This window comes from Halpernia humi (genome assembly GCF_900108025.1).
Classification (GTDB): domain Bacteria; phylum Bacteroidota; class Bacteroidia; order Flavobacteriales; family Weeksellaceae; genus Halpernia; species Halpernia humi.
On record NZ_FNUS01000004.1, the window covers coordinates 119,096 to 144,220 of the forward strand.

At 34.6% G+C, this 25,125-nt stretch carries 26 protein-coding genes, 5 tRNA genes and 1 other RNA gene; 9 read left to right on the forward strand and 23 right to left on the reverse strand.

Annotation, left to right across the window (positions count from 1 at the left end; translation table 11 throughout):
* Positions 1-67: 67 nt before the first annotated feature.
* From C4S29_RS09075 to C4S29_RS09175, 21 genes are all read right to left on the reverse strand, one after another.
* Complete coding sequence (locus C4S29_RS09075; RefSeq protein WP_103913834.1) at positions 68-2,659, reverse strand: choice-of-anchor L domain-containing protein; 2,592 nt, start codon at positions 2,657-2,659, stop codon at positions 68-70.
* A gap of 2 nt (positions 2,660-2,661) precedes the next feature.
* Positions 2,662-3,009, reverse strand: coding sequence for a hypothetical protein (locus C4S29_RS09080; protein ID WP_146063300.1), 348 nt, complete (start codon positions 3,007-3,009; stop codon positions 2,662-2,664).
* 145 nt (positions 3,010-3,154) lie between these two features.
* Complete coding sequence (locus tag C4S29_RS09085) at positions 3,155-3,772, reverse strand: hypothetical protein (RefSeq protein ID WP_103913836.1); 618 nt, start codon at positions 3,770-3,772, stop codon at positions 3,155-3,157.
* Between the two features lie 179 nt (positions 3,773-3,951).
* Entirely contained in the window at positions 3,952-4,320 is a 369-nt protein-coding gene (gene rplL / locus C4S29_RS09090) for a 50S ribosomal protein L7/L12 (protein ID WP_103913837.1), read from the reverse strand.
* 73 nt (positions 4,321-4,393) lie between these two features.
* Complete coding sequence (rplJ, locus tag C4S29_RS09095) at positions 4,394-4,897, reverse strand: 50S ribosomal protein L10 (protein WP_103913838.1); 504 nt, start codon at positions 4,895-4,897, stop codon at positions 4,394-4,396.
* A 13-nt stretch (positions 4,898-4,910) separates the two neighbouring features.
* The gene (gene rplA, locus C4S29_RS09100) at positions 4,911-5,600 is read right to left on the reverse strand and encodes a 50S ribosomal protein L1 (protein WP_103913839.1); all 690 of its coding nucleotides are present in this window, start codon (positions 5,598-5,600) and stop codon (positions 4,911-4,913) included.
* Positions 5,601-5,611: 11 nt separating this feature from the next.
* Positions 5,612-6,055 carry a 50S ribosomal protein L11 gene (gene rplK / locus C4S29_RS09105; RefSeq protein ID WP_103913840.1) on the reverse strand — a complete coding sequence of 148 codons (444 nt, stop codon included), beginning with the start codon at positions 6,053-6,055 and terminating at the stop codon, positions 5,612-5,614.
* 370 nt (positions 6,056-6,425) lie between these two features.
* A complete protein-coding gene (nusG, locus tag C4S29_RS09110; protein WP_103913841.1) occupies positions 6,426-6,968 on the reverse strand; it encodes a transcription termination/antitermination protein NusG in 543 nt (180 codons plus the stop codon).
* 21 nt (positions 6,969-6,989) lie between these two features.
* On the reverse strand, positions 6,990-7,196 hold the full coding sequence (gene secE, locus C4S29_RS09115; RefSeq protein WP_103913842.1) for a preprotein translocase subunit SecE: 207 nt from the start codon (positions 7,194-7,196) through the stop codon (positions 6,990-6,992).
* A gap of 12 nt (positions 7,197-7,208) precedes the next feature.
* Positions 7,209-7,279, reverse strand: a tRNA-Trp gene (locus tag C4S29_RS09120).
* 54 nt (positions 7,280-7,333) lie between these two features.
* Positions 7,334-8,521, reverse strand: a complete 1,188-nt coding sequence (gene tuf, locus C4S29_RS09125) for an elongation factor Tu (protein WP_103913843.1) — start codon at positions 8,519-8,521, stop codon at positions 7,334-7,336.
* Between the two features lie 253 nt (positions 8,522-8,774).
* Positions 8,775-8,846, reverse strand: a tRNA-Thr gene (locus C4S29_RS09130).
* Positions 8,847-8,891: 45 nt separating this feature from the next.
* Positions 8,892-8,967 (reverse strand) — tRNA-Gly (locus C4S29_RS09135).
* 69 nt (positions 8,968-9,036) lie between these two features.
* Positions 9,037-9,117: transfer RNA gene (locus C4S29_RS09140), tRNA-Tyr, on the reverse strand.
* A gap of 19 nt (positions 9,118-9,136) precedes the next feature.
* Positions 9,137-9,210 (reverse strand) — tRNA-Thr (locus tag C4S29_RS09145).
* A 100-nt stretch (positions 9,211-9,310) separates the two neighbouring features.
* Positions 9,311-9,601, reverse strand: coding sequence for an HPF/RaiA family ribosome-associated protein (locus C4S29_RS09150; RefSeq protein WP_103913844.1), 291 nt, complete (start codon positions 9,599-9,601; stop codon positions 9,311-9,313).
* A 26-nt stretch (positions 9,602-9,627) separates the two neighbouring features.
* Positions 9,628-10,512 carry a tyrosine-type recombinase/integrase gene (locus C4S29_RS09155; RefSeq protein ID WP_103913845.1) on the reverse strand — a complete coding sequence of 295 codons (885 nt, stop codon included), beginning with the start codon at positions 10,510-10,512 and terminating at the stop codon, positions 9,628-9,630.
* A 76-nt stretch (positions 10,513-10,588) separates the two neighbouring features.
* The gene (gene rpsU / locus C4S29_RS09160) at positions 10,589-10,786 is read right to left on the reverse strand and encodes a 30S ribosomal protein S21 (protein WP_103913846.1); all 198 of its coding nucleotides are present in this window, start codon (positions 10,784-10,786) and stop codon (positions 10,589-10,591) included.
* Positions 10,787-10,847: 61 nt separating this feature from the next.
* A complete protein-coding gene (gene radA, locus C4S29_RS09165; protein WP_103913847.1) occupies positions 10,848-12,200 on the reverse strand; it encodes a DNA repair protein RadA in 1,353 nt (450 codons plus the stop codon).
* A gap of 223 nt (positions 12,201-12,423) precedes the next feature.
* A complete protein-coding gene (locus tag C4S29_RS09170) occupies positions 12,424-12,987 on the reverse strand; it encodes a transposase (protein ID WP_103913848.1) in 564 nt (187 codons plus the stop codon).
* 52 nt (positions 12,988-13,039) lie between these two features.
* A complete protein-coding gene (locus C4S29_RS09175) occupies positions 13,040-13,471 on the reverse strand; it encodes a DUF6759 domain-containing protein (protein WP_103913849.1) in 432 nt (143 codons plus the stop codon).
* 92 nt (positions 13,472-13,563) lie between these two features.
* Here C4S29_RS09175 and C4S29_RS09180 point away from each other — a divergent pair, with 92 nt between their 5' ends.
* From C4S29_RS09180 to rnpB, 4 genes are all read left to right on the forward strand, one after another.
* Positions 13,564-14,307, forward strand: coding sequence for a dienelactone hydrolase family protein (locus tag C4S29_RS09180; RefSeq protein WP_103913850.1), 744 nt, complete (start codon positions 13,564-13,566; stop codon positions 14,305-14,307).
* Positions 14,308-14,679: 372 nt separating this feature from the next.
* Entirely contained in the window at positions 14,680-16,287 is a 1,608-nt protein-coding gene (locus tag C4S29_RS09185) for a CTP synthase (protein ID WP_103913941.1), read from the forward strand.
* A gap of 185 nt (positions 16,288-16,472) precedes the next feature.
* Positions 16,473-18,260 (forward strand): membrane protein insertase YidC, encoded by a 1,788-nt coding sequence (gene yidC / locus C4S29_RS09190; RefSeq protein WP_103913942.1) that lies wholly within the window; start codon positions 16,473-16,475, stop codon positions 18,258-18,260.
* Between the two features lie 200 nt (positions 18,261-18,460).
* Positions 18,461-18,789: RNase P RNA component class A (rnpB, locus tag C4S29_RS09195), an RNA gene on the forward strand.
* Between the two features lie 6 nt (positions 18,790-18,795).
* Here the strand turns inward: rnpB and C4S29_RS09200 are convergent.
* Both C4S29_RS09200 and C4S29_RS09205 read right to left on the reverse strand, forming a co-directional pair.
* On the reverse strand, positions 18,796-19,602 hold the full coding sequence (locus C4S29_RS09200) for a CPBP family intramembrane glutamic endopeptidase (protein WP_103913851.1): 807 nt from the start codon (positions 19,600-19,602) through the stop codon (positions 18,796-18,798).
* A 1-nt stretch (position 19,603) separates the two neighbouring features.
* A complete protein-coding gene (locus C4S29_RS09205; RefSeq protein ID WP_103913852.1) occupies positions 19,604-20,473 on the reverse strand; it encodes a PPK2 family polyphosphate kinase in 870 nt (289 codons plus the stop codon).
* Between the two features lie 337 nt (positions 20,474-20,810).
* Here C4S29_RS09205 and C4S29_RS09210 point away from each other — a divergent pair, with 337 nt between their 5' ends.
* The 5 genes from C4S29_RS09210 (at position 20,811) to C4S29_RS09230 (ending at position 25,108) form a co-directional block, all read left to right on the forward strand.
* Positions 20,811-22,061 (forward strand): site-specific integrase, encoded by a 1,251-nt coding sequence (locus tag C4S29_RS09210; protein WP_003002515.1) that lies wholly within the window; start codon positions 20,811-20,813, stop codon positions 22,059-22,061.
* A gap of 648 nt (positions 22,062-22,709) precedes the next feature.
* Complete coding sequence (locus C4S29_RS09215; protein WP_003002511.1) at positions 22,710-23,102, forward strand: single-stranded DNA-binding protein; 393 nt, start codon at positions 22,710-22,712, stop codon at positions 23,100-23,102.
* Positions 23,103-23,146: 44 nt separating this feature from the next.
* Positions 23,147-24,220 carry a DUF932 domain-containing protein gene (locus C4S29_RS09220; RefSeq protein ID WP_003002508.1) on the forward strand — a complete coding sequence of 358 codons (1,074 nt, stop codon included), beginning with the start codon at positions 23,147-23,149 and terminating at the stop codon, positions 24,218-24,220.
* Positions 24,221-24,272: 52 nt separating this feature from the next.
* Entirely contained in the window at positions 24,273-24,755 is a 483-nt protein-coding gene (locus C4S29_RS09225) for a DUF1281 family ferredoxin-like fold protein (RefSeq protein ID WP_003002504.1), read from the forward strand.
* Between the two features lie 11 nt (positions 24,756-24,766).
* Positions 24,767-25,108, forward strand: a complete 342-nt coding sequence (locus tag C4S29_RS09230; protein ID WP_034736795.1) for a hypothetical protein — start codon at positions 24,767-24,769, stop codon at positions 25,106-25,108.
* Positions 25,109-25,125: the final 17 nt, after the last annotated feature.

Genomic DNA, 25,125 nt, shown 5'->3' on the forward strand with positions numbered 1-25,125 from the left:
TTTTAAAATTAAACTGAATCAGGAAGTATTTTTATTCGAAATACTTCCCTTTTTCAATTATTATTAATTATGGACAGGTTGGGGTATTAAAACAACTCCAAGCGGTGCCATTATACAATTTTAAACATTTTGCTGTGGTATCATAAACCATCATTCCTTCTTGCGGAGAAACCAAAGCATTTACTTGTGCAGTCGTTAATCTGGTGATGACGAAACCTTTGGTATTAGATTCTAATACTGTAAAAGCAGATTTTCTTATCATTGGCCAGTTGCCATTGTCTGCGCCGGCTCTTTTTAATAAAGTGATGCCATGTTTTGTATCGACTCCTGCTGTGCCAGTATTTGGTGCGTTGTAACAAATACAAGCGTTAACTAAAGCATTTGCAGAGTCACCCACACCTTGCCCAACATCGGCTGTTGTAGGTCCTGGTACATCTGTATTATCTGCAACTCCTGCTAAATTTGATGGATTCGTTACTGTATTCAAATTATTTCCTGCATTATTTACCAATTGAGGAACACCGTACGCTGAGGCCGATTTACTGATAATATTGGGTTGTGTATTGGTGTTAATACCATCGTAAATCATTTTTATACGCCCTCTGTTGGCATAATTAGGATCTGTACTTGGTAAATTTAAAGGCCACACCTGATCAATCGTAACGTTTTCTGAACCTTCTACTGCATCTGGGCAGCCGTCATTGTCTGAATCTACATCTAAATAATCTGGGATGCCGTCACCATCGGTGTCGATGCTTAATATAGATTGCCCAATGGCAGCAAATCCAACCAGGGTTGGTGCTGAAAAAACCTGCACTTCAATTGTATTTGCACCTGTATGCCAACCATTATTCAGAGTTATCGTTGTTGCATTAGTATACTCTTGGCCTACAGGGGGATTATAAACACCATTTACATAGAACACAGACAAGTTATCCGAAACGGTGCTCATTTGTAGTGAAATTTTTGTAGGATCCAGACTAGACGGAATGTTAACGGTAGTCCGGAATTTTAAGAGAACAAAATCACCTGTTGGTCCGTTCAATGGATAACCGGGGTTACCTTCCAAAGCGAATCCATCCCTGTCAGCATCGGTGTGGTTACCAATACCATTGTTGGCACCCGGAAAAACATAAGAAATCCAGTTACTGCCAGCAGGTGTATTTAAATAAGGACCGGGATTTGCAATTACTGTAGCTTGAACCGGGAAAGTACCTGTTGGCGCAGCATAATTAGCCAACACAGTATAATCAAATCCAGAAGAAACGAATACTTTGCTGAGTTCAGCGGATGTCGGCAGCGCCCATGTAACCGTCCATTTGGGATCGTTGGTGCCTATGGCAGTGGTGCCAGTTCTTAAATCCAGTAAAGAATAGCCTTCTGCCGTATCCAATATCCCGTCATTATCATCGTCTAGATCATCAATATCTGCAATACCATCGCCATCAGAATCTTTCAGTACAGTAATGGTTGCTATCGCAGTGGTGCAATTAGTTGGGACAACATCGCATATTTGATATGTGATAGGATATACTCCTGGTGCAACCCCAGATCCTACGGATATTGTTCCATTGCTATTCACAGTAAATCCTGCAGGTACACCAACACCAGAAACAGTAACATTTGAGGTAGTTGCAGCACCTCCGTTATATAAATCATTTGATAATACTGAGGGAGTTGTAAAACCAGGGTAGATGGAATAAGCATCATTATTTGCCTTTATAACTGAAGTGGCAGAAATTGATTTTACAAAAACACCGGAATCTAAGGCTGCATCTCCAGTATCCGCAATAGCAATTTTAAAGTTATAAGTAGCACCTGGGGTCAGGTTAGAAATACTAAAAGTAATTCCCTTTGTAAGCCCATTAAACTGAACTGCTACAGGAAATGGGCCTGGATTATTATTTGTATTAATGTAAGGCCCATTTGCATTGGAACTTGTAGTTATGGTATGACCATTCCTAACATATAAAGCTGACTGACTCAAATCAAGACCATATTGGCTTCCAGTATTGGTATTACCACTTACACCTTTAATTCCGTAATTCACAGCATTAATAGATGTAGGATTACCATTTGGCAACTTTCCTAAATTTTGTGTTCCAGTAATACCAGGTCCAGAAACAAAGAAACCAAATAAATCGTTATATACAGACCCAACATAGTCTGGATATTCTTCTGAAGCAAATTGATAAGTAATACTCAATTTTGATGCGTTAGCAGCTAAAGTGACATTAAACGAATAGGAAACCACATCATAGATGGATTGTGGATTAATAGCTGTTAAATCACTATCATTATAAGTGGAGGCAGCAACAAAATCACTATGTTGTACGTCGCCGCCGCCGCTGGTTGCATTAGAATTACTATTTTTCCTCAAAAGACCTGCATTAGTTCCTGTTCCGAAAAAAACACCTTGATCTAAATCTAATCCCGCTGCTGTCCCACCTGTAAAAGTGGCTATTTGACTATTTCTTACCCCTGAATTAAGGACTCCTCCCGTTATGGTCACCCCAGAAGATTGTAAAGCCGTGTTTATTTGTGTATTTGTAGGACCACTAGTATAAGATACTACTGTCTGGCCACTTACATCAACTATAAACAACAATAGAGTTACTATAAGTTGAAATTTATTTAAATATTTAAATTTATTTTTCATAATTACTTATTTTTATTAATTAATATACTATCTACCGAAGTAAACGGACCATCTACAGTATCTAATTCCACAAAAGCAGAATAAACATTCCTAAAAAAAGGCGGATAATCCTCAACTCCAATTATAAGTTGTTTGATAGCGCTCCAACTTGAAGCAGAAATACTTCTTAGCGCACTGGCAATCTTACCTGTATTACTTATTAATGTAACTAAAGCAGATCGCGTGAAACCATTACTTTTCTCACTAATCGTTCCTGTTATTCTTTTTGATGCCGTACCCGCTTTTGAAAATACAAATACACTGCTCATAAAGCTGAGTAATGAAAATATCTTAAGTAGTTTATTTATCATTTTTAATTGAATTGTTAGTTGAATTTTGAATTTTCATTGTATAAAAACTTTGGTATTTACGATATATGACACGTCTAAATATTGAAATAGGATTTGCATCTATTTCGCATTTAGAAGTGAATAAAAAGTTTTTATTATTGCAGTATTATGAAAACTGAGGCGGCGCGCGCAGAGAAGAATTTCTATATTTCTTAAATTGTAAATAAGAAAGTGAGGTATAGAATTTTTGTTTTTTTAACTGTGTATTTATTTTACTTATTTGATAAAAATAAGTGGCAATTGCAAAATTTTTCGAGAAACTAAAAGACGAAATCACCGCCTGAAATGCAAACCCAGATTTTTGTTTAATATCTGAATTACTTAAAGGTGAATTATTGAAACTAAAATCATTTTTTTTATCAATTTTTGTATTTTTTTCTTGTTGATTTTTGCTTGCTTTTTCTTTGGCTTTCTTTTGGGACAAAGCAGTTTTAGTTCTATCGGAAAAAGTAGAATCTTTTGCTTTTTTTGATTCTTTTCTTTTTGCGCTACTTGCTTTTACAATTTTAGCCTTATGAAAATTCGAGAAACCTACAACATCTGCGCCTTCGCCTACAAAAATAATGGCAGAGGAGTTTTTTTGTACAGAATTTTTTTGATGATTATCCTTTTGCTTTTGAGAAGCCATTAAAAATATTGGCAAGAAAAATAATAGAAGAAGAGGTAGCCTTACAGATAATAGTCCTGCAGTACTATAAAAATCAAAAGAAAATTTATTTCTCATCTATTATAAAAACACAATTCATGCAAATATATAATTTAATTGTAAGTTAATCTAATAAAAGTTAAAGTATTGTTAATAATTGATAAATAATTAATATTAGGATAAATAATTAATATTAGTTAGAAAAAAAAGACCTTTTCTTTCGAAAAGGTCTTTATAATTTAAGCGTGAAAAGTGAATTATTTCAATTCTACTTCTGCACCTGCTTCTTCTAGTTGTTTTTTCAACGCTTCTGCAGCATCTTTAGGAATTCCTTCTTTGATGGCTGTTGGAGCAGAATCTACCATATCTTTAGCATCTTTCAAACCTGCGCCTGTAAGATCTTTTACTAATTTTACGATTGCTAATTTAGAAGCACCTGCTGATTTAAGAATTACATCGAATTCTGTTTTTTCTTCAGCAGCCTCGCCACCTCCACCTGCAGCAGCAACCACAGTTGCAGCAGCTGGCTCAATGCCGTACTCATCCTTAAGGATAGTTGCTAATTCATTTACGTCTTTTACTGTTAAGTTTACTAGCGATTCCGCTAAAGTTTTTAAATCTGACATTTTAATAATGTTTTTTTGTTGTTAAACGATTTATATTTTTTTTTGAGTTTAAATTTTAATAGAAATTGAAAGCTTACTCAGCGCCTTCTTCTTTCATTTTATCTTGGTTTTGCAATGCAGATAATACATTTCTAAGTGGCGATTGTAGTAATCCGATAATCTCACCAATCATTTCCTCTTTCGATTTAAGATTTGCAAGGGTTTCAAGATTTTCATCTCCTACATAAAAAGTATCTCCTAAAAACGCAGATTTCAATGCAGGATAGGCTGCTTTTTTTCTGAAGTTTTTAATCAATTTTGCTGGCCCATTGGCAATTTCGCCCACCATTATAGCGGTATTACCTTTAAATGTTTCATACATTTCAGAATAATCTGTACCATCCAATTGCTCCATCGCTTTTTGCAGCAAAGTATTTTTTACCACTTTAAGTTTGATGTTTTGCTTGAAAGCCTGTCTTCTGAAATCTGAAGTTGCAGCGGCGTTTAAGCCTTCTAAACTTGCAACATATACTACTTTTGCATCCTGTAACAAATCTTTTATCTCCTGGATCGCAGTTACTTTTTGTTCTTTAGTCATTGTTTCTCAGGTTTTAGTTTGTTTTAGTATCAATTGCAATTCCAGGGCTCATTGTAGAAGACATATAAATGCTTTTTACATAAACACCTTTTGCTGCAGTTGGTTTCAATTTATTCAAAGTTTGAATTAATTCTGTAGCATTTTCTTTGATTTTCTGTGCATCAAAAGATACTTTTCCAATCGCGGCATGTACGATACCGTATTTATCTACTTTGAAATCTATTTTACCTGCTTTTACTTCTGCCACTGCTTTACCAATATCCATGGTTACAGTTCCAGATTTTGGATTTGGCATTAAACCTCTAGGTCCTAAAACTCTACCTAATGGGCCTAATTTTCCCATCACGGCAGGCATAGTAACGATTACGTCAACGTCCGTCCAACCTTCTTTTATTTTTTGTAAATATTCGTCTAAACCAACATAATCAGCACCTGCTTCTTTCGCTTCTGCTTCTTTATCTGGAGTTACCAAAGCCAAAACTTTTACGTCTTTCCCGGTTCCGTGTGGTAAAGAAACTACGCCACGAACCATTTGATTTGCTTTTCTTGGATCTACACCCAATCTTACTGCTAAATCTACAGACGCATCAAATTTTGTAGTATTTATTTGTTTCACTAATGCAGCTGCTTCTTCTAAATTATAGATTTTATTTGCATCTACTTTGCTGTGTGCTTCTTTTTGCTTTTTTGTCAATTTTGCCATTTCTATTAGTTTTAAGCGTTAGTTGGTTTCGTTCCTGTTACTCTTAAACCCATAGATCTTGCGGTTCCTGCCACCATTGTAAGTGCTGAATCTATTGTGAAACAATTAAGATCACTCATTTTATCTTCAGCAATTTTTTGAACTTGCGCCCAAGATACTGTACCAATCTTTACACGATTTGGTTCGCCTGAACCTTTTTTTTGCTTAGACGCTTCTAACAATTGAATTGCAGCAGGAGGTGTTTTAATAATAAACTCGAAAGATTTATCCTCGAATACTGTAATTGAAACTGGTAAAACTTGCCCTGGTTTATCTTGCGTTCTTGCATTAAACTGTTTACAAAACTCCATGATGTTTACACCAGCGGAACCCAAAGCGGGACCAACTGGTGGTGAAGGATTAGCAGCGCCACCTTTCACCTGGAGTTTCACCATTTTAAAGACTTTTTTAGCCATTTTATTTTTTTAAAAAATTAATAATTTATGAATGTGGAAGCATTTATAAATCTGCAGATTACCTCTCATCTGGCAACTCTACATTTCGGACTGCAAAATTAAGATTTTTTTTCTATTATACAAGATAAATTATATTAATTTTAAATAGAATTACAAAAAAAGTAGCGATAAAAAAGCAGTACATTTTAAATTTTTAAATAAATACAACTTCATTAATGGAATTTAACTTCAAAAAGTTAGAAAAATTTCGAAACACATCACTTAAAGGAAAAAAAAACTATTTTAGACTAAAAATAAACCATCATTTTGGTATTTCAACTAAAAAACCACTCTTTAAAAGAGTGGTTTTGCTATATTTTAAAGAAAAAATTTAAACTTTTTCTACTTGCATAAAACTAAGTTCCATTGGTGTTTTTCTTCCGAAAATCATTACCGAAACTTCAATTTTTTTCTTGTCTTCGTGTATTTTTTCTACTGTTCCGTTAAATCCGTTGAAAGGCCCGTCTGTTACTTTGACGCTGTCTCCTACAATAAAAGGAATATCCATATCTACAGCAAACTCAGAAAGTTCATCCATTCTACCAAGCATTCTGTTAACTTCAGATTTGCGCATCGGTACAGGATCTCCACCTTTGGTTAAACTTAAAAAAGAAATTACACCCGGGATATTTTTTATAATGTGAGGGATTTCTCCGACTAAATTGGCTTCCACCATTAAGTAACCTGGATAATACGGTTTTTCTTTTGGCACCTTTTTGCCATTACGCATTTGGATTACCTTTTCCATTGGAATGACAACTTGGGTAACGTCGTTTTCGAACCCCAATCTTTTCATTTCGTTTTCGATATAGGTTTTCACCTTATTTTCTTGCCCGCTAATGGATTTTAGGACGTACCAATTTGTTTCACTCATTTCTTTAGGAAATTAATATTATTAATTAAACATATTAATCAAACTGCCTACCGCATTTTTGATTATCGTACTAAAACCAGTATCTACAGCAAAAGTAAATAGGGCTAATAGCACAGATGTTACAGCAACTACTACGGTAGAAGATTGCAATTCTGCCCATTTTGGCCACTCTACTTTGGTGGTAAATTCGGTATAAGAACCTTTTATAAAATCTATTAATGAACTCATAATAATATTTTGCACGGGCACAAGGATTCGAACCCTGATCAACGGTTTTGGAGACCGGTATCCTACCATTGGACGATGCCCGTAGATTAAAAAAATTCCGCAAGTTTCCCTGCGGAACATTTTTTATTTAATTTTAATTAGTCTAGGATTTCAGTTACCTGTCCTGCACCAACTGTTCTACCTCCTTCTCTGATTGCAAATCTAAGACCTACGTTAAGAGCGATTGGTTGTAATAATTCAACAGTAATAGTTAAGTTATCGCCTGGCATTACCATTTCTACACCTTCTGGTAAGAAAATCTCACCTGTAACGTCTGTAGTTCTTACATAGAACTGTGGACGATATTTGTTGTGGAATGGTGTGTGACGACCACCTTCTTCTTTTGAAAGAACGTAAACCTCTGCTTTGAATTTTTTATGCGGAGTTACAGATCCTGCTTTCGCAATAACCATACCTCTTTTAATTTCAGTTTTCTCAATACCTCTTAACAATAAACCAACGTTATCTCCCGCTTCACCTCTATCCAAAATTTTACGGAACATTTCAACACCTGTAATTGTAGAAGTTAATTTTTCATCACCCATACCTACGATATCTACAGCATCTCCAGTATTGATAACACCTGATTCGATTCTACCAGTAGCAACAGTACCACGACCAGTAATAGAGAATACATCTTCAATTGGCATTAAGAATGGTTTATCTTGATCTCTCACAGGAAGTTCAATCCAAGAATCAACTGCATCCATCAATTCTTCTATTTTTGCAACCCATTTTGGATCTCCATTAAGACCACCTAAAGCAGAACCTTGAATAACTGGTGTGTTATCACCATCATAATCGTAAGAAGAAAGAAGATCTCTTACTTCCATTTCTACTAATTCTAATAATTCTTCATCATCTACCATATCCACTTTATTCATGAATACTAAAACGTTAGGTACGTTTACTTGACGACAAAGCAAGATGTGCTCTCTTGTTTGTGGCATTGGGCCATCAGTAGCCGCAACTACTAAAATTGCGCCGTCCATTTGCGCAGCACCAGTTACCATGTTTTTTACATAATCCGCGTGACCTGGACAGTCAACGTGAGCGTAATGTCTATTTGCAGTTTCATACTCAATGTGAGCAGTATTGATTGTAATACCTCTTTCTTTTTCTTCTGGAGCAGAATCGATAGAAGAGAAATCTCTTGCAGTTCCGAATCCTTTCTCAGATAATACTTTACTGATTGCTGCAGTAAGTGTAGTTTTACCATGGTCAACGTGACCAATAGTACCAATGTTCAAGTGGGGTTTGTTACGATTAAACGTTTCCTTTGCCATGATTTAAATATTTATTATTTTATTAATTTATTTGATTTTTTCAGTGCGCAAATATAGTGAAATTTTGAATAAAAAAAATTATTTACTTTAATTTAATAACTTTTTAACAGTCAAACCCACCAAATTGTACTATAGCCGAAAAAATTAGAAGTGCAAATTTACGAATTTTTTTAAAGAAATGAAAACCAAAATCTCCCTTAAAATAATTTGCATAAAAAATCCTTAATACAAACCAAGAATTTCTAAAAATTAGAGCCAACTACGGGAATTGAACCCGTGACCTCTTCCTTACCAAGGAAGCACTCTACCTCTGAGCTAAGTCGGCAAAAAATAAAAAAATCACAAACGAACAAACTTTTGTGATTTTCCTTGGAGCGGAAGACGAGGGTCGAACTCGCGACATTCAGCTTGGAAGGCTGACGCTCTACCAACTGAGCTACTTCCGCAATTTTTGTTTCCAAAAATATTGATATACGTTTCGCAAATTTAAAGATAAATCCAATTAATAAAAAAAGTGGGGAGAGCAGGATTCGAACCTGCGAAGTTTTCACAACTGAGTTACAGTCAGTCCTCGTTGGCCGCTTGAGTATCTCCCCGCTATCCTTTATTTTATTGAGCCTCCAGAGGGACTCGAACCCACGACCTGCTGATTACAAATCAGCTGCTCTAGCCAGCTGAGCTACGGAGGCAAAGATTTTAATGAACTTCTTATCTGTTTTTGCGAGTGCAAATATAAGATAGTTATTTTGAAATCTACAAATTTTTTCTAATATTTTTTTAATTTTTTTTTTAAGCCAATTCTTTTTTCTTGATTAACAGTTTTTTAGCAACTTCAGCACATAGATCCAAACTCTCTTCAAAACTTGCGCTGGTCTTCTTTACAACTATATCATCACCTGGAACACCTACTATAATTTCAGCCGTTTTATTCTCTTTTTCTGAACTATTTTCTACCTTCAAAAACACTTTGCAATCTATTATTTTATCATAATAAGTCTCTAATTTATTTAGTTTTTTTTGTAAATGCTCTTCAAGTGGTGCATGCGGAGTTAATCCTAATGATTTTACGTGTATTTTCATTTTAATAAATTTTGGTTAAAATTAATTTATTTATCTTGCTTTTTTGCTCTCGGATGTGATGCATTTAATACTTTTTTTAATTGCTCAATATTTGCCGAGGTGTAAACTTGTGTAGAAGCCAAACTGCTGTGTCCTAATATTTTTTTTACTTTGCTAATCTCTGCGCCGTTTTCTAAAACCTGCGTCGCAAAAGTATGCCGAAGTATGTGTGGACTTTTTTTCTTCTTTAAAGTTACAAGACCAAGATAGAAATTTACCACTGAATAGACAAACTTTTCATTTAGTTTTTTACCCTTTTTACTCACAAAAAAATACATCTCGCTATCTATCAATGCCTTTCTTTCTGCCTCTAGGTAATGTCGCAATTTATTTCCCAGTTTTTCACTAATGGGAACGATTCTTATTTTGTTCCCCTTTCCTGATACTAAAATTTCCCCTTTATTAAAATCCACATTTTTCAAAAGAAGATTGCATAATTCTGCTTTTCTGATACCAGTTTGATAGAGCAATTCAACAATACATTCTTTTAGCAAGTCTTGGGACTTTCCAAAAACCTTTTCCAAATTCTCCATCTCTTCCAAAGACATCGGAATTTGCTTTTCGGGATAAAATTTTAATAATGAAATACTTTCCATCGGATTGATCGAAATATCTCCTACTTTTAATAAAAAGAGATACAAAGATTTTAAAGCGGAAATTTTACGATTGATGCTGCGTTTAGAATAATTTTGTGACGAAAGTTCAACTACAAAATTGCGAACTACTTTTTTTGAAACTTCAAGTAGATTTTCTGAATTTTCTGTTTTTAATATAAACGTTTGAAAATCGGCCAAATCTTTAGCATAACTTTTCACTGTGAGAGGCGAATAGCGTTTTTCTACCAATAAATAATCTAAAAACTTCTGAATCATAAGCAAAAAAAATCACTCCTCAAATATAGTAATTTAAGAAGTGATTTTATGTTAAAAAGGTAAAAACCTAGGATTTCTATCCTTGCTCTTCCTTGCTGATTAATCTTTGTTTGTGCGCCGCTTTTAAATTGGCTTGTCTTTTTACAACAGAAGGTTTGTTAAATTGTTGACGGCTTCTCAAAGCTCTAACTGTCCCTGTTTTATCAAATTTTCGTTTGTATTTTTTAAGGGCTCTATCGATAGCTTCGCCATCTTTTACTGGAATTATTAACATAGTTTACATCTCATTTTGGTTTGCAAAAATACGATTATTTTTTAATTCTACAATTATTTTTTTAAATTAATTTCTCGTGAAATTCTTCTATTTTATTTACCAATTCCACTACAATTCCCAATTTCTTCTTGGCAATTTTATTTAAACCAGACACAAATATTTTATCATAACCCAATTTTTCTGCCTCCGAAATCCTTTGCTCAATTTGCGGAACCGGTCTTATCTCGCCACTCAAGCCAATTTCACCCGCGAAACAAAATTTTTCAGAAATTGCAACATCTTCATTGCTTGAAAGAATGGCAGCAATTACAGCTAAATCCAAAGCGGGATCATCAGTTTTAATTCCGCCTGTAATATTTAAAAAAACATCTTTTGCACCGAGCATAAAACCTGCTCTTTTTTCTAAAACCGCCAAAAGCATATTTAATCTTTTTCCATCAAAACCCGTAGAACTTCTCTGCGGCGTTCCATAAACCGCCGAACTTACCAACGCTTGAATTTCTAATAACATCGGGCGATTTCCTTCTAAAGTTACGGCAACTGCGTTCCCAGAAAGTTCTTCAAATTTTTTCGTAATTAAAAGTTCCGACGGATTTTTTATTTCTCGTAAACCTTGTGAAACCATTTCATAAATCCCGATTTCTGCGGTAGAACCAAATCTATTTTTATTTGCTCTTAATAATCTAAACATGTGATTTCTGTCTCCGTCAAAATTTAAAACCACATCAACCATGTGTTCCAAAACTTTTGGGCCGGCAATTTGCCCGTCTTTTGTGATGTGCCCAACTAAAAAAACTGGAGTTCCGGTATCTTTTGCGAATTTTATAATTTCGGAAGAACATTCTCTGATTTGCGACACTGTTCCCGGCGAACTTTCAATCAATTGACTTTGCAAAGTTTGAATAGAATCTATAATTACAAAATTTGGTTTTAATTTTTTGGCTTCCGTTAAAATTTTCTCTACCGAAGTTTCCGTGTAAAGAAAACAGTTTTCTTGGTGAATTTCTGTTAATCTATCAGCGCGCATTTTTATTTGCGAAGCACTTTCTTCACCAGAAACGTAAAGCACTTTTTTTCGCATTTTTAGTGCGATTTGCAATAATAAAGTTGATTTTCCGATTCCGGGTTCGCCGCCAATTAATGTGACTGAACCCAAAACAATTCCGCCGCCTAAAACACGATTTAGTTCTTCTGAAGGTGTAGAAATTCTTTGTTCTGCGCCAGTTTCTACATCAATAATATTAACGATTTTCTGTTTCCCAGAACCCAAAATATCATAAGTAGAACGCGGCGATTTCTCGATAATTTCTTCCACCAAAGTATTCCATTCGCCACAGGCTTTGCATTGCCCCATCCATTGCGAATAATTGGTGCCACAGTTTTGACAGATGAACGCGGTTTTTATTTTTGCCATAGATTACAAAATTGCGGAAAAAAAAATGATGTAAAAAATTTTTTCGGTAGAAACGCGATTTATCGCGTTTCAATTAAATAAGATTGAGTTTCAATTAAAACAAACAAGATCACCTTTTATTAAATAACGATTCAGCGCATTTTGATTTTAATTAAATTAGATATTAAACAAAATTAACCGAAAACGCGATGAACCGAAAACGCGATGAATCGCGTTTCTACGGTTATTTTAACGAATCATTATCCCAATTTTCTGGATTATTTTCTATATATTTTTGAATATTTTCAAATGATTTGCTATTTCTTATAATATGATCATAAAATCTCGGTTGCCATTTAAAACCAGACGAAATTTTATTGATTTCAAATGTACATCTTCCTTTATACCACCTAATTATTGTGGAAATATTTTGATGCAACATTGGATTTTTAATTCCTGTGATTCCGCCTTTTTTTTGAATTACTTTTTCTTCTGATTCTATTTGACACGCGATAAATCGCGTTTCTACGGGTTTATTATTTATGATTAAAATCCCGTGAATGTGATTGGGCATTATGACGAAATTTCCCAATTCCACAAACGGAAATTGAACAGGAATTTCTAACCAAATGTTTTGTGCTATTAATCCTAAATCATTTAAAATCATTTCGCCATTTACTACTTTCCCGAAATAATTCTCTCGATTTGCGGTGCAAATGGTTAAAAAATAAGCGCCGTTTGCAGAATAATCCCAAGATTGCAAACGTACTGATGAAATTCGATATTTATTTCGAAATTTTTTATCCATAATATTTACCGTTGAGACGCGATAAATAGCATCTCTACTCTTACTGATTTTTCTACCTTTCAGACAAAGTTACCGTCAAACTTTCCACAATATTTTTTTGGCTTTTGTATTTAGAATCACAGAAATTAGAAGTGAAAGTATAATTACCTTTATCAACAATTAGATAATTTTTATCGTGTTTATAAATAGGCAAAGTATAATTTTTTGTACCATAAATTCTAACAATAATATTGCAATTAGTAGTATTTTCAAAAACAAGTGCGGCCACTTTATCGCTCGGACTGTCGTTTATTAATTGAGTGACAACTGCTGCACTTCTTTGGTTTCTGTCTAATTTGTCTTTTTGCATTAAAGCTTCAAATTCATTTTTTTCAGTATAAAATGAAGAATTATTTGTATTAAACACTCTATTTGATGGATAATTTGTACTCTCGCAACTGTTAAAAATTACAATTAAAATAAAAAGTAAAATGGCATTTCTCATCGATTTAATTTTATATAAATTTAAAAAAAATTGAAAATTAAAACCTTATATTTATAAAGTCTAATTTTAATCTCTAATAAATCAAAAACTTTATGAAATTATCATCTACTTTAATTGCCTTATTTATAACCATCCAATTTACAATGGCACAAACACTAAAACCTGTTTCTTATAATGACGGAACTCAAAAATTAAATGGTTTTGTCACTTCAAACTCAGGGAAAAATTTACCAGGCGTTTTAGTTCTTCCCGCTTGGAAAGGCATTGACGATGAAGCAAAAAACACCGCTTTAGAACTAGAAAAAGCAGGCTACATTGCTTTTGTTGCTGATATTTATGGTGAAGGAAATATTCCTACAGATAATGCTTCTGCGGCAAAAATTGCAGGAAAATATAAGAGTGATTACAAAGCCTACCAGCAAAGAATTTTTTTGGCTTTGGAACAATTGAAAAAAGCGGGCGCAAACCCTGATAAAATTGCCGTAATTGGTTTCTGTTTTGGCGGAACAGGCGCTTTGGAAGCCGCAAGAGGGAATTTACCGGTTGTAGGAATTGTTTCCATCCACGGCGGACTTTCTAAAGATGCAGCAAGAGAAAACACAGCAATTACAACAAAAGTTTTGGTGGAAAATGGCGCAGATGATCGCGGTGTAACGCAAGAAGTTTTGGCAGCACTTACAACAGAATTAAATGTGGGGAAAACCGATTGGCAAATGATTACTTATGCCAATTCAAAACACACTTTCACTAATCCAGAATCGCCAGATTATAATGAAACCATGGCAAAAAGAGCGTGGCAACATACTTTGATGTTTTTGAATGAGATTTTGAAATAATTGCGAAAATTACTGCTCGCTGATTTACCAGATTAGGCAGATTATAAATTCACAAACGAAAATTTTCATTATTGATAGCGAACAGATTTCACGGATATACACAGATTTTATATTGTTTTTAAAATAAAGTTTTGTTTTACACATACACCGCAAAAGGGATTGAAGTGGAAATCCTTTTTTGCGAGGGCAAATATAAAATATAAGAATAGAGCGGCTGGAAAAAAGATTGCAACGGAAAGCCCGACCCGAGAAATGGCAATTGCGGCTGCGAGGGATTTGCTATAAATGTTTTCTAATAAAAAAATTAAAATTAAATCCCGTTCAGATTTGCCAATCAAACCAGATAGTTTAACTTTGCGCAAACCTAAACTAATGAGCAAAAAACAAACGAAATACATCTTCGTAACTGGCGGTGTAACGTCTTCTTTGGGAAAAGGAATTGTATCTGCTTCTCTCGGACTTCTACTAAAACAACGCGGTTTTAACGTCACCATTCAAAAATTAGATCCTTATATTAACATTGATCCAGGAACACTAAATCCTTATGAACACGGCGAATGCTACGTTACGGAAGATGGCGCAGAAACTGATTTAGATTTGGGACATTATGAAAGATTTCTAAATTCCCCAACCTCGCAAAACAACAATGTAACGACCGGAAAAATTTACCAAACCGTCATCGATAAAGAACGAAAAGGTGATTTTTTAGGAAAAACCGTTCAAGTTATTCCGCATATTACAAACGAAATTAAGCGAAGAATTAAAATTTTAGCCAAGAAAAATTACGATATTATCATCACCGAAATTGGTGGAACTGTCGGTGATATAGAATCGCTTCCTTATATAGAATCTGTACGACAACTGAAATGGGAATTGGGCGAGCATAATTCTATGGTGATTCATTTAACTTTATTGCCTTTTTTGGCGGCAAGTGGAGAGTTAAAAACAAAACCTTCACAACATTCCGTTCGTCAATTAATGGAAAGTGGCATTCAAGCAGATGTTTTGGTGTGCAGAACTGAACATAAAATACCAAAAGAACAACGGGCAAAACTGGCGCAATTTTGCAATGTTTCATTGGAAAATGTTATAGAATGTATGGATTTGGAAACCATTTATGAAGTCCCACTTTATCTGCAAAAACAAGATTTTGATGATGTTGTTCTTAAAACTTTAAATTTAAAAACAGAGCAAGAAGCCGACCTCAAAAACTGGAAAGAATTTTTGAAAAAATACAAACATCCGAAAAAAACGGTAGAAATTGCTTTGATTGGAAAATATGTGAAATTGCAGGACTCTTATAAATCTATCACAGAATCTTTTATACACGCAGGTGCAGCGCAAGAAACTGAAGTAAAAATTAGATGGGTTTACTCTGGTGATTTATTAGAAGATAATATTGTTAAAGAACTGAAAGGCGTTGATGGAATGCTGATTGCGCCGGGATTTGGCGACCGAGGAATTGAAGGAAAAATTTTAGCCGCAAAATATGCGCGCGAAAATAAAATACCACTTTTGGGAATTTGCCTCGGAATGCAGATTATGACCATAGAATTTGCCAGAAATGTTTTGAATTTATCCCAAGCAAATAGTGTAGAATTCGACACGGGAACGCCCGAACCTGTGATTGCTTTAATGGAGGAACAAAAAAATGTGGTAGAAAAAGGTGGCACAATGAGACTTGGCGCGTGGAAATGTACTTTGAAAAATGGCTCGAAATTAAGTGAAATTTATGGCAGCAGAACGATTTCTGAACGGCACCGCCATAGATATGAATTTAATAGTGAATATAAAGAAATCTTTGAAAAAAATAATTTCATCGCTTCTGGAACAAACCCGGAAACCGATTTAGTAGAAACCATTGAGTTAAAAGACCATCCATTCTATATCGGCGTGCAATACCATCCGGAATACAAAAGTACGGTTGCCAATCCGCATCCTTTATTTTCTGCTTTCATAAAAGCGGTTTCTACAAAGTAATTTTTTGTAAACCACAAAGATTTCATTAAAAAAGATACAATAAATTTTTCTTGGCTTTGTGGTTTGCAATTTCACAATTTTTATTGATTGCAAAATATTAAAATAAAAATAGTAATTTTGCAGCCAAAAATTATTGGAAAAAGTACGTGCAAAATCGTGCACAATTCCATCATCAAACAAACAAAATGCAACAAAATAACGGCCTCGATAAAAACCAAATCATCAGTTTTGTCCTTTTTTCATTAGTATTATTCGGTTTTATGTTTTACTTTCAAACAAAACAAGCGAAAGAAACAGCGACCAGTAAAGCAAAAGAACCGGTAAAAACCGAACAAGCGGAGATAAAACCATCAGAAGTTCAGAACATCAATCCGCAAATAAATCAGGATTCCATAAAAACGGTAAGCCTTAAAAATGACTTACTAAATGTTCAGTTTTCTAGTTTGGGCGGGCAAATTTCTTCTGTTGAATTGCTTAAATTTAAAGCCTATAATAAAAAAACAGATAAAGATACAGATCCACTTTATTTGTTTAATAAAAACAATGCATCTTATGGTTTCCAGTTTAAAGACAAAACTGGGAAAGTGTTCAATACCAAAGATATGGTTTTCAGCCCAAGTGTAAAGGGAAATACTGTGACGATGCAATCCAACATTAATGGCGCAATCATTCAGTTTATTTATACTTTAAACGAAAAATATGCTATTGGTTTTAAAGTAAAAACGCAAGGTTTAGCACAAATTGTAAATGACGGAAAAGCAGATTTCACTTGGGATTACACCGTTCGTGGTGCAGAGAAAGGCCGCTCACAAGAAGAAACGCATACAGAATTTTCCTACGCATTTAATAATTATAAATCGAACGATTATGATGGTCGCACCACCATGGAAGAACCGAAGGAAACTTTGAATTGGATCGCTGTGAAACAACAGTTTTTCGGCGCAATTATAGAAGCGAACAGTGGTTTTACAAATTCTAAAGGAAACCAAGACCCCATAAAAGAAGGCGAATTTTTGAAGAAATTCACCTTTGACGGACAAGTAAAAATGGCTGGTAACGAACTGAATCAAGATTTCACTTGGTATTTTGTACCGATGGATCTAAAATTATTAAAATCTTACGATAAAAACTTTGATGAAATTATCCCGCTTGGATGGTCATTTATTGGCACTTTAAACCGACATTTTTTCATCCCGATTTATAATTTGCTTACCTCTTGGGGAATTGCTGCGGGTTGGGTGATATTTTTAATGACGATTATTACAAAAATTATTTTGTCGCCTGTGATGTTTAAGCAACATAAATTGAGCGCGATGATGCGTGTTATTCGTCCAGAAATAGATGAAGTAAACGCAAAATATAAAGATGCAGACGCCATGAAAAAACAGCAAGCAACGATGGCTGTTTATAAGAAAGCGGGCGTCAATCAGATGGCGGGATGTCTCCCGGCGGTCTTGCAAATTCCGATTTTTTATGCGCTTTTTCGATTTTTTCCTAATAATCTGGATTTGCGTGGGCAAAGTTTCTGGTTTGCAAAAGATTTAACGGCTTATGATGATGTGATAAAATTACCCTTCAATATTCCATTTATTGGAGAACATTTAAGTATTTTCGCTATTGCGTGTACCATTGTAATTTTAATTTACACTATCCTTACTTCTGGTAATATGCAGCAACCAACGCAACCTGGAATGCCAAACATGAAGGTTCTAATGTATATTTTCCCTGTAACGTTTTTATTCTTTTTAAACACATCGGCATCTGGTTTATCTTGGTATTATTTCGTTTCGAATGCAATTAACATTGTCATCATCTTGGTAATTAAATATTGGATTTTAGACGAGAAAAAAATACATGCACAAATACAGGCAAACAAACAAAAAGAGCCGAAAAAAGAAGGAAAATTTCAAAAAAGAATGCGAGAAATGATGGAGAAAGCGCAGGAACAACAGAAAGCGCAAGGCAAGAAATAGATGTTAGATGTTAGATGTTAGATGTTAGATGTTAGATGTTAGACGTTAGACAAAATTAAAAGAATCCTGGCAAATATTGTCAGGATTTTTTTTGTAATTATTTAATACTTCATAATTCATACTTCATAACTCATACTTCATAACTCATACTTCAAAACTCATACTTCATCCTTTTAAAATTTTTATATCTTTGCCGTCCATGAGAAAAACAGCTTGTTGATTTCAATTTATTTTGGAATAGGAAAGTCCGGACACCAGAGAGCAGCAAAGCGGCTAACAGCCGTCGGTCGCGAGATCAGGACAAGTGCAACAGAAAGTATGTATATTAATTTATAGTGAAACCAGGTAAACTCTTTGCGGTGCAATGTTAAGTATATCGATGCTTTTAGATTCGTCTAAAATAGGAGTTGCTCGCTCCGAAAATCGAGGGGTAAACAGCTAAAGTCTTGCAGCAATGTACGATGTAGATAAATAACAGGCGTTCAATTTATTTTGGAAACAGAATCCGGCTTATCGTTTTTCTCGTGGTTTTTTTTCAATTCGATGATTCAATTTCTACTTTCCCTAAATTCTTATTGAAAAATTTTATGCCGAAATAGATTAAAATTATTCCCCCGAAAGTCGTAATTAACCAATAAAAAATATTAAAATGAAGATTGGTTAAATTTTCTATTAATGTCGCTCCATAAAATCTTATAAGCGAAACAATTAAATTTACAACAAAATGAAAAACTAAGGTGTAAGTTATATTTTTGGTCTTTACATAAATGTATCCAGCAATTACTCCAAATATAAAAGTCGGTAAAAGATTTCTGAAATTTGGAAAATGAAAAAGTGAAAAACATATACTTGAAAATAGTATTGCTTTTTGAACGGAATTCTCTTTTAGCAAATTGCCAAGTAAATATTTTCTAAATATTATTTCTTCAAAAATCGGCGCAACTACTAATGATGAAATTAGAGAGAAAATTAAAGAAATATTCAATTCTACATTTTTAGTATGCTTAAAAATATTCAAGAATTCTTTTGGTACAAAAATTTTATCGTACATATCAAACAATGGTTTTTCAAAAAACTCTAAACCAATAGCAATTAAGATAATTGGAAAAATTAAGTTGTCACTTATTAAACGAAAACTTGCTTTAACCTGTATATCTGTTTCTTGTTTTAAGATATATTTAAAAAACAAAAAATAAGAGATAATCGTTGTAAAAACATCAATTATTGGAGCCGTAACTTCTTGGTATTTTAAGAAATATTTTATTATTCCTCCTAAAGTTCCTACTAGTAAAAATATTACAAATAACTTCAAAAATTGCAAAAATGCTTTCCGAACACTCATTCTATTCACTTTCCAAATTTAATTTTGCCACTTCCAGTTCGCCCAATTCTGTATTTGATAATGTTGGAAATTTCAAATCCATTTCTTCTAAATTTTCTATGATAATTTGAAGTGCCGCCAATCTCGTAAACCATTTGCTGTCGGCTGGCAAAACATACCACGGTGCATAATCTTTAGAAGTCTCGTTGATCGCATCTTCATAAGCTTTTTGATAATCGTCCCACAATGCGCGTTCTTTCATATCTCCCAAACCAAATTTCCAATTTTTATCTTCTTCATTAATGCGGTCTAGAAATCTTTGTTTTTGCTCATCTAAAGAAACATGAAGGAAAAATTTTATAATTTTTGTGCCATTTTGGGCAAGGTGTTTTTCGAAATTGCGGATACTTTCATATCGGTTTTTCCAAAATTTATCATCAAAATCCTCCACATTATCCCAAACTTTTTCGCTTAAATTAAATGCAGGATGCACTTTGCAAATCAAAACACTTTCATAATGCGAACGATTGAAAATTCCGATTTTTCCTTTTTGCGGTAATGCTAAATAATGCCGCCAAAGAAAATCATGCGAATAATCTTTTGAAGTAGGCGTTTTGAAACTCGTTACTTCACAACCTTGGGGATTAATACCACCAAAAACATGCTCTATTAAAGAATCTTTCCCAGCGGCATCCATCGCTTGAATAACTATTAATAAAGATTGGCTTCCATCTGCATAGAATTTTTCTTGCAAAAGACGAAGTGTTTTCATTTCATCTTCCAGCATTTTTTCGCCATCATCTTTAGAAATTGAACCCTTATAATTTGTTTCAGATTTTGAAATATCAAAAGTACCTTTTACAATTAAACTTTTTGAAAAACTATCAATCATATTTTTTAATTTTTAATAAATTTAATAAAAAAAAACCGCCCAAATATAAAATTTGAACGGTTTGAATATTTTAATTAAAAAAGATTAGTAAAAAGCAAAGTTAAGCAAAACGATTAAATCCGTTGCTATACAATGTTTTATAAAGAAGTAGTCTTTATTTGGAACTCGGTGTCTGATAGGTTTTGGGTTTGAAATGACAAAGTTAAGTTACTAATTCGTTACCGATTAATAGAGGTTCCTTATTAGTTTAAACGGTTATATTTCAGTGTTTTGCACTTATTTTTATATTTCCTTGTAACTCAATGTAAATTAATTTTAAACATTAAACATTTGAGTTATGACGCAGACAAAAAAATCAACGTTCAAACTGCTTTTCTACTTGAAAAAGAACGAACTAAAAAAAAATGGTAATGCTCCAATTATGGCACGTATTACCATTGACGGAACACCTAAAACTTTTGGGACAAAGTTAGAAATTGACCCTAGCAATTGGGATCTAAAATATGGAAGAGTTGAGGGCAAAAGCGCAACAGCTTTAAATATTAATAAAAAGTTGGATAACATACGTGGGCGTATCGACAAAATTTATGAAGATATGCTGAAACACGAGGGCTTTGCTACTTCCCAAAAAGTAAAGCTCTCATTCTTGGGTGTTGGTGTAATGGATGATGCAATTCTAAAAGTCTTTAACGATAAAAATGAGGATTTTAAAAAATTGGTTGACAAGGAAGAACGTTCACAAAGCACCTACAACAAGTACATCACGGTTTATAATCATCTTACCACTTTTATCAAAGAACGCTATCATCGTGATGATATGGCCTTTCGGGAATTGACTGGAGATTTTATTAGGGAATTCGATTTTTATCTTCGGTACGATTTACAATCTACACATAATACGGTTTGGGTTTACACGATGCCCGTACTAAGTCTGGTAGAATTGGCTATAAAAAAAGGTTTGATACGTGATAATCCGTTTCAAGATTATGAAATTAATATGGAAGAAACCGACAGGGGTTATATTCTTAAAGAAGATGTAGAAAAACTGATGATGTGTGCACCGCCCCACCCACGGTATGAGCTTGTAAAAGATCTTTTTATTTTCAGTTGTTTTACCGGACTTGCTTATGCGGATATTAAAAAACTAACAAGGAACAATATTCAGTCTTTCTTCGATGGCCATCAATGGATCATCAGCAGAAGAAAAAAATCAGATATTGCTTCTAATGTTCGGTTAATGGAAATCCCAAAACGTATCATAGAAAAATACCTCGGTAGCACTCGTAATGAGTTTATCTTTCCAGTTCCAACCAATGTAACCTGCAATACTCACATTGGCAAATTAATTGAAAAAGCTAAAATTATTACAGAACAAAAAGTAACTTTTCACACCGCAAGACACACATTTGGAACGATGTTTTTGACAGAAGGTGTTCCCCTTGAAAGCCTTAGTAAAATGATGGGGCATAAAAATATTTCTACTACACAGATTTATGCTAAAATTACCAGCCAAAAGATTAGTAAGGATATGGATTTGGTAGCTCCTAAATTTAAGGAGATTGAAGAAGCGTTTTTACAGGTTATATAGTTAATCACAATTTGATAATTACGAGCAGAACTTAACGGTTCTGCTTTTTTTATGCCCATATTTTATAGCCAAAGCACATTTACTTCGCTCTGCTATTCCCTTTCTGTAAAAGAGCTTTTCGGCTACTTCTGGAACAGAAGATTAAAAAATGTTGCCATCTACGCCTCCCACACAAATACAATTTTTTAATCCTCTATTAGTGTGGCTTTGATAGCCCCACCGCTTTAAAAAAGTGTTTTAAAAATTCAGCGAATTGGAAGTGTTATTTCAATTCACTGTAAACCATTTCTCAATGCCATCTTCTTAGCTTCCACATTCATTTTTATCCAAAGACCCGTATGCTTTTTGTCCCATTTCAAGAGCAAAGGTATTTCCGTGTTCTTAACGCATCACAAAGGTCAAGCAAGTTTGGAAAATAATCTCCACCCGTTGGGTAGTATTTTTTTCCAAAACCTTGGTGATGCTAAACACGAACCTTTTATGCTCGTGAAACGAAACATAGCATACTCCGGCTCTTTAAACGAATAAAAAAAATGTCAGATACGAAAATTAAAAACATTGGAAATGGTAATGAAACGAAACAGCACCTCCTCTCATTGCCGAATAAATCTAAAAAAAATCAAAATCAATAACTAAAAATTAAAGAATATGAACATCACAGGAAGACTGACAAGGGATGCGGAAGTACGCACAACGTCACAGGACAAACAAGTAGTAAATTTTTCAGTAGCGACCAACGACAGCTACCGTAACAAGCAAGGCGAACGCATAGAGCAAACAACCTATTTCGACTGCTCCTATTGGATAACCCCGAATGTAGCCAAGCTACTCACAAAAGGCACTTTGGTAGAACTATCGGGACGAGTAAGTACAAGAGCGTGGACAGGTAATGATGGAGAGCCAAGAGCAGGTCTGAATTTCCACACCTCACAAATCAAATTGCACGGAGGTAGTAAGAGAACCGAAAGCGTACAAGCTACTGCACAAACAGGAAACAACAGTACAGCAGGAAAAGGTACAGAAGACGACCTTCCATTTTAATCAAGAACATTCAATCCATTTTTTATATCAAAATTTTAAACATTATGGCACATAATATCAATTTCAACGAGAGAACAGGACGTTATTCATTTTTCAGCGTTCAGCAAAAAGCGTGGCACGGTTTAGGGCAAATCGTGGAGCAATACCCAACAAGCGAGGAAGCTATCAAACACGCAGGATTAGATTACGAAGTCGTAAAATCCCCACTATTTACCAAAGGTTCGGGCATTATCGAAACCACCAACGGTATAGAGATAGGCAGTAGCGAATTGGAAGTACCTAACTATTTCGCCAACATACGCACCGATAACAATGCCGTATTGGGCGTAGTCGGTAAGGATTACCATATCGTACAAAACCGTGAAGCCTTTAATTTCTTTGATGCTATTGTAGGCGGTGACGAGGGCATTCTGTACGAAACCGCAGGAGCAATAGGCAACGGAGAACGCATTTTTATTACAGCCAAATTGCCCGATTATATTCGTGTAGGCAATGGCGATGATGTTACAGAAAAGTACATTTTCCTTACCACTTCGCACGATGGTAGCGGAAGCATCACAGCCGCATTTACGCCTATCCGTATTGTTTGCCAAAACACGCTGAATGCATCTTTACGCAGTATGACCAATGTTGTTCGTATCAAACACACTTCGGGAGCAAAACAACGTATCGAGAACGCTCACAAGATTATGGGACTTGCCAACACATTAAGCAATCAATTGGAGAGTATTTTCAACGAATGGGCAAAAGTAAAGGTAACGGACCAAGAGGTTAAAAAGCTAATCCAATTGGCACTTTGCCCGAATAAGGAAACGCTTGACCTTATCAAAAAAGGTGCAGAAGATGAAATTTCCACCGTGTTCAAAAACACCGTTGAAGATGCTTTTGCATACGCAATGATAAGCGACACCCAACAAATGGATACGACAAAAGGAACATTGTTCGGAGCTTATAATGCGGTTACAGGTTACTATCAGAACGTAAGAAATTACAAGAATGATGAAGCCAAGTTGCAGAGCATTGTATTGGGTGGCACTGCTCAACTCAAATCACAGAAAGCATTTGAATTGTGTAATGGTTTTGCTTTAGATGGTGCAGAAATCCTAAACCTTAATTAAATAACAACAGGCTACCGCTTTAATCGGTGGTAGCCTACTAAAAACAAAAGTTATGGCAAATTGGTGCAGTAATACAGTTGTATTCGAGGGGAAACCCGAAACAATCACAGCAATACAGGAACTTTTTCAATCAATGAAGGAAAAGGAAGAAAAAACCGAAGAAGGGCAACTACCCGAATTTATTTCTAAAAATAATGGTGGTTATTTCTTCAATATCTATTGGAATGAAGGCGATGAAGGGCAATTTCAGTATGAAACAAAATGGTCGCCCAATATAGAAGTAATTCAAAAGATAGCGGAACATTACGAAGTGAACTTTACACAGGATTATGAAGAAATGGGCAATCTTATATATGGTAGGGCAACATTTTATGACAAGCTACTCACAGATATTTATTTGGAAGACGAAGATTTTGAACAATACGGGTTTGATGAAGAAACGGACACCTACCATTTCGAAGGAGAAATTTACGAAAGTGATTACGAGATATTGGAAACCTTGTTGGAACGAAAAATCAAAAATCAGCAACCTTAAAATCTACCGCAATGGAAATAGTAACAATAATAGCCACAAAGTTTGTACGCCACGATGTACCCGAATTGGCAACCCTGCAAAATGCAAAGGTTTACTTATTAAGGGAAAAACTGAACAAAGGCGAAAAATTGAACCGAGCCGAAAAAAATTGGCTTGCAGAAGCAGTAAACCGAAACGCCTATTTCAAAAGAGCTGTACCGCTTATGGGTTATCGCTTTGGATTTGAGGATGTTTTAAAATCCTATATCGTAAAGCAGTACGGTAGTTGGGCAGAATACAACGCTCCCGATAAAACAAGTCTTAGAAGTATCATTTATGGCAGGATTGACCAAATAGCGGAAATCAGCAAATAACACTTAAAGCCAAGTAC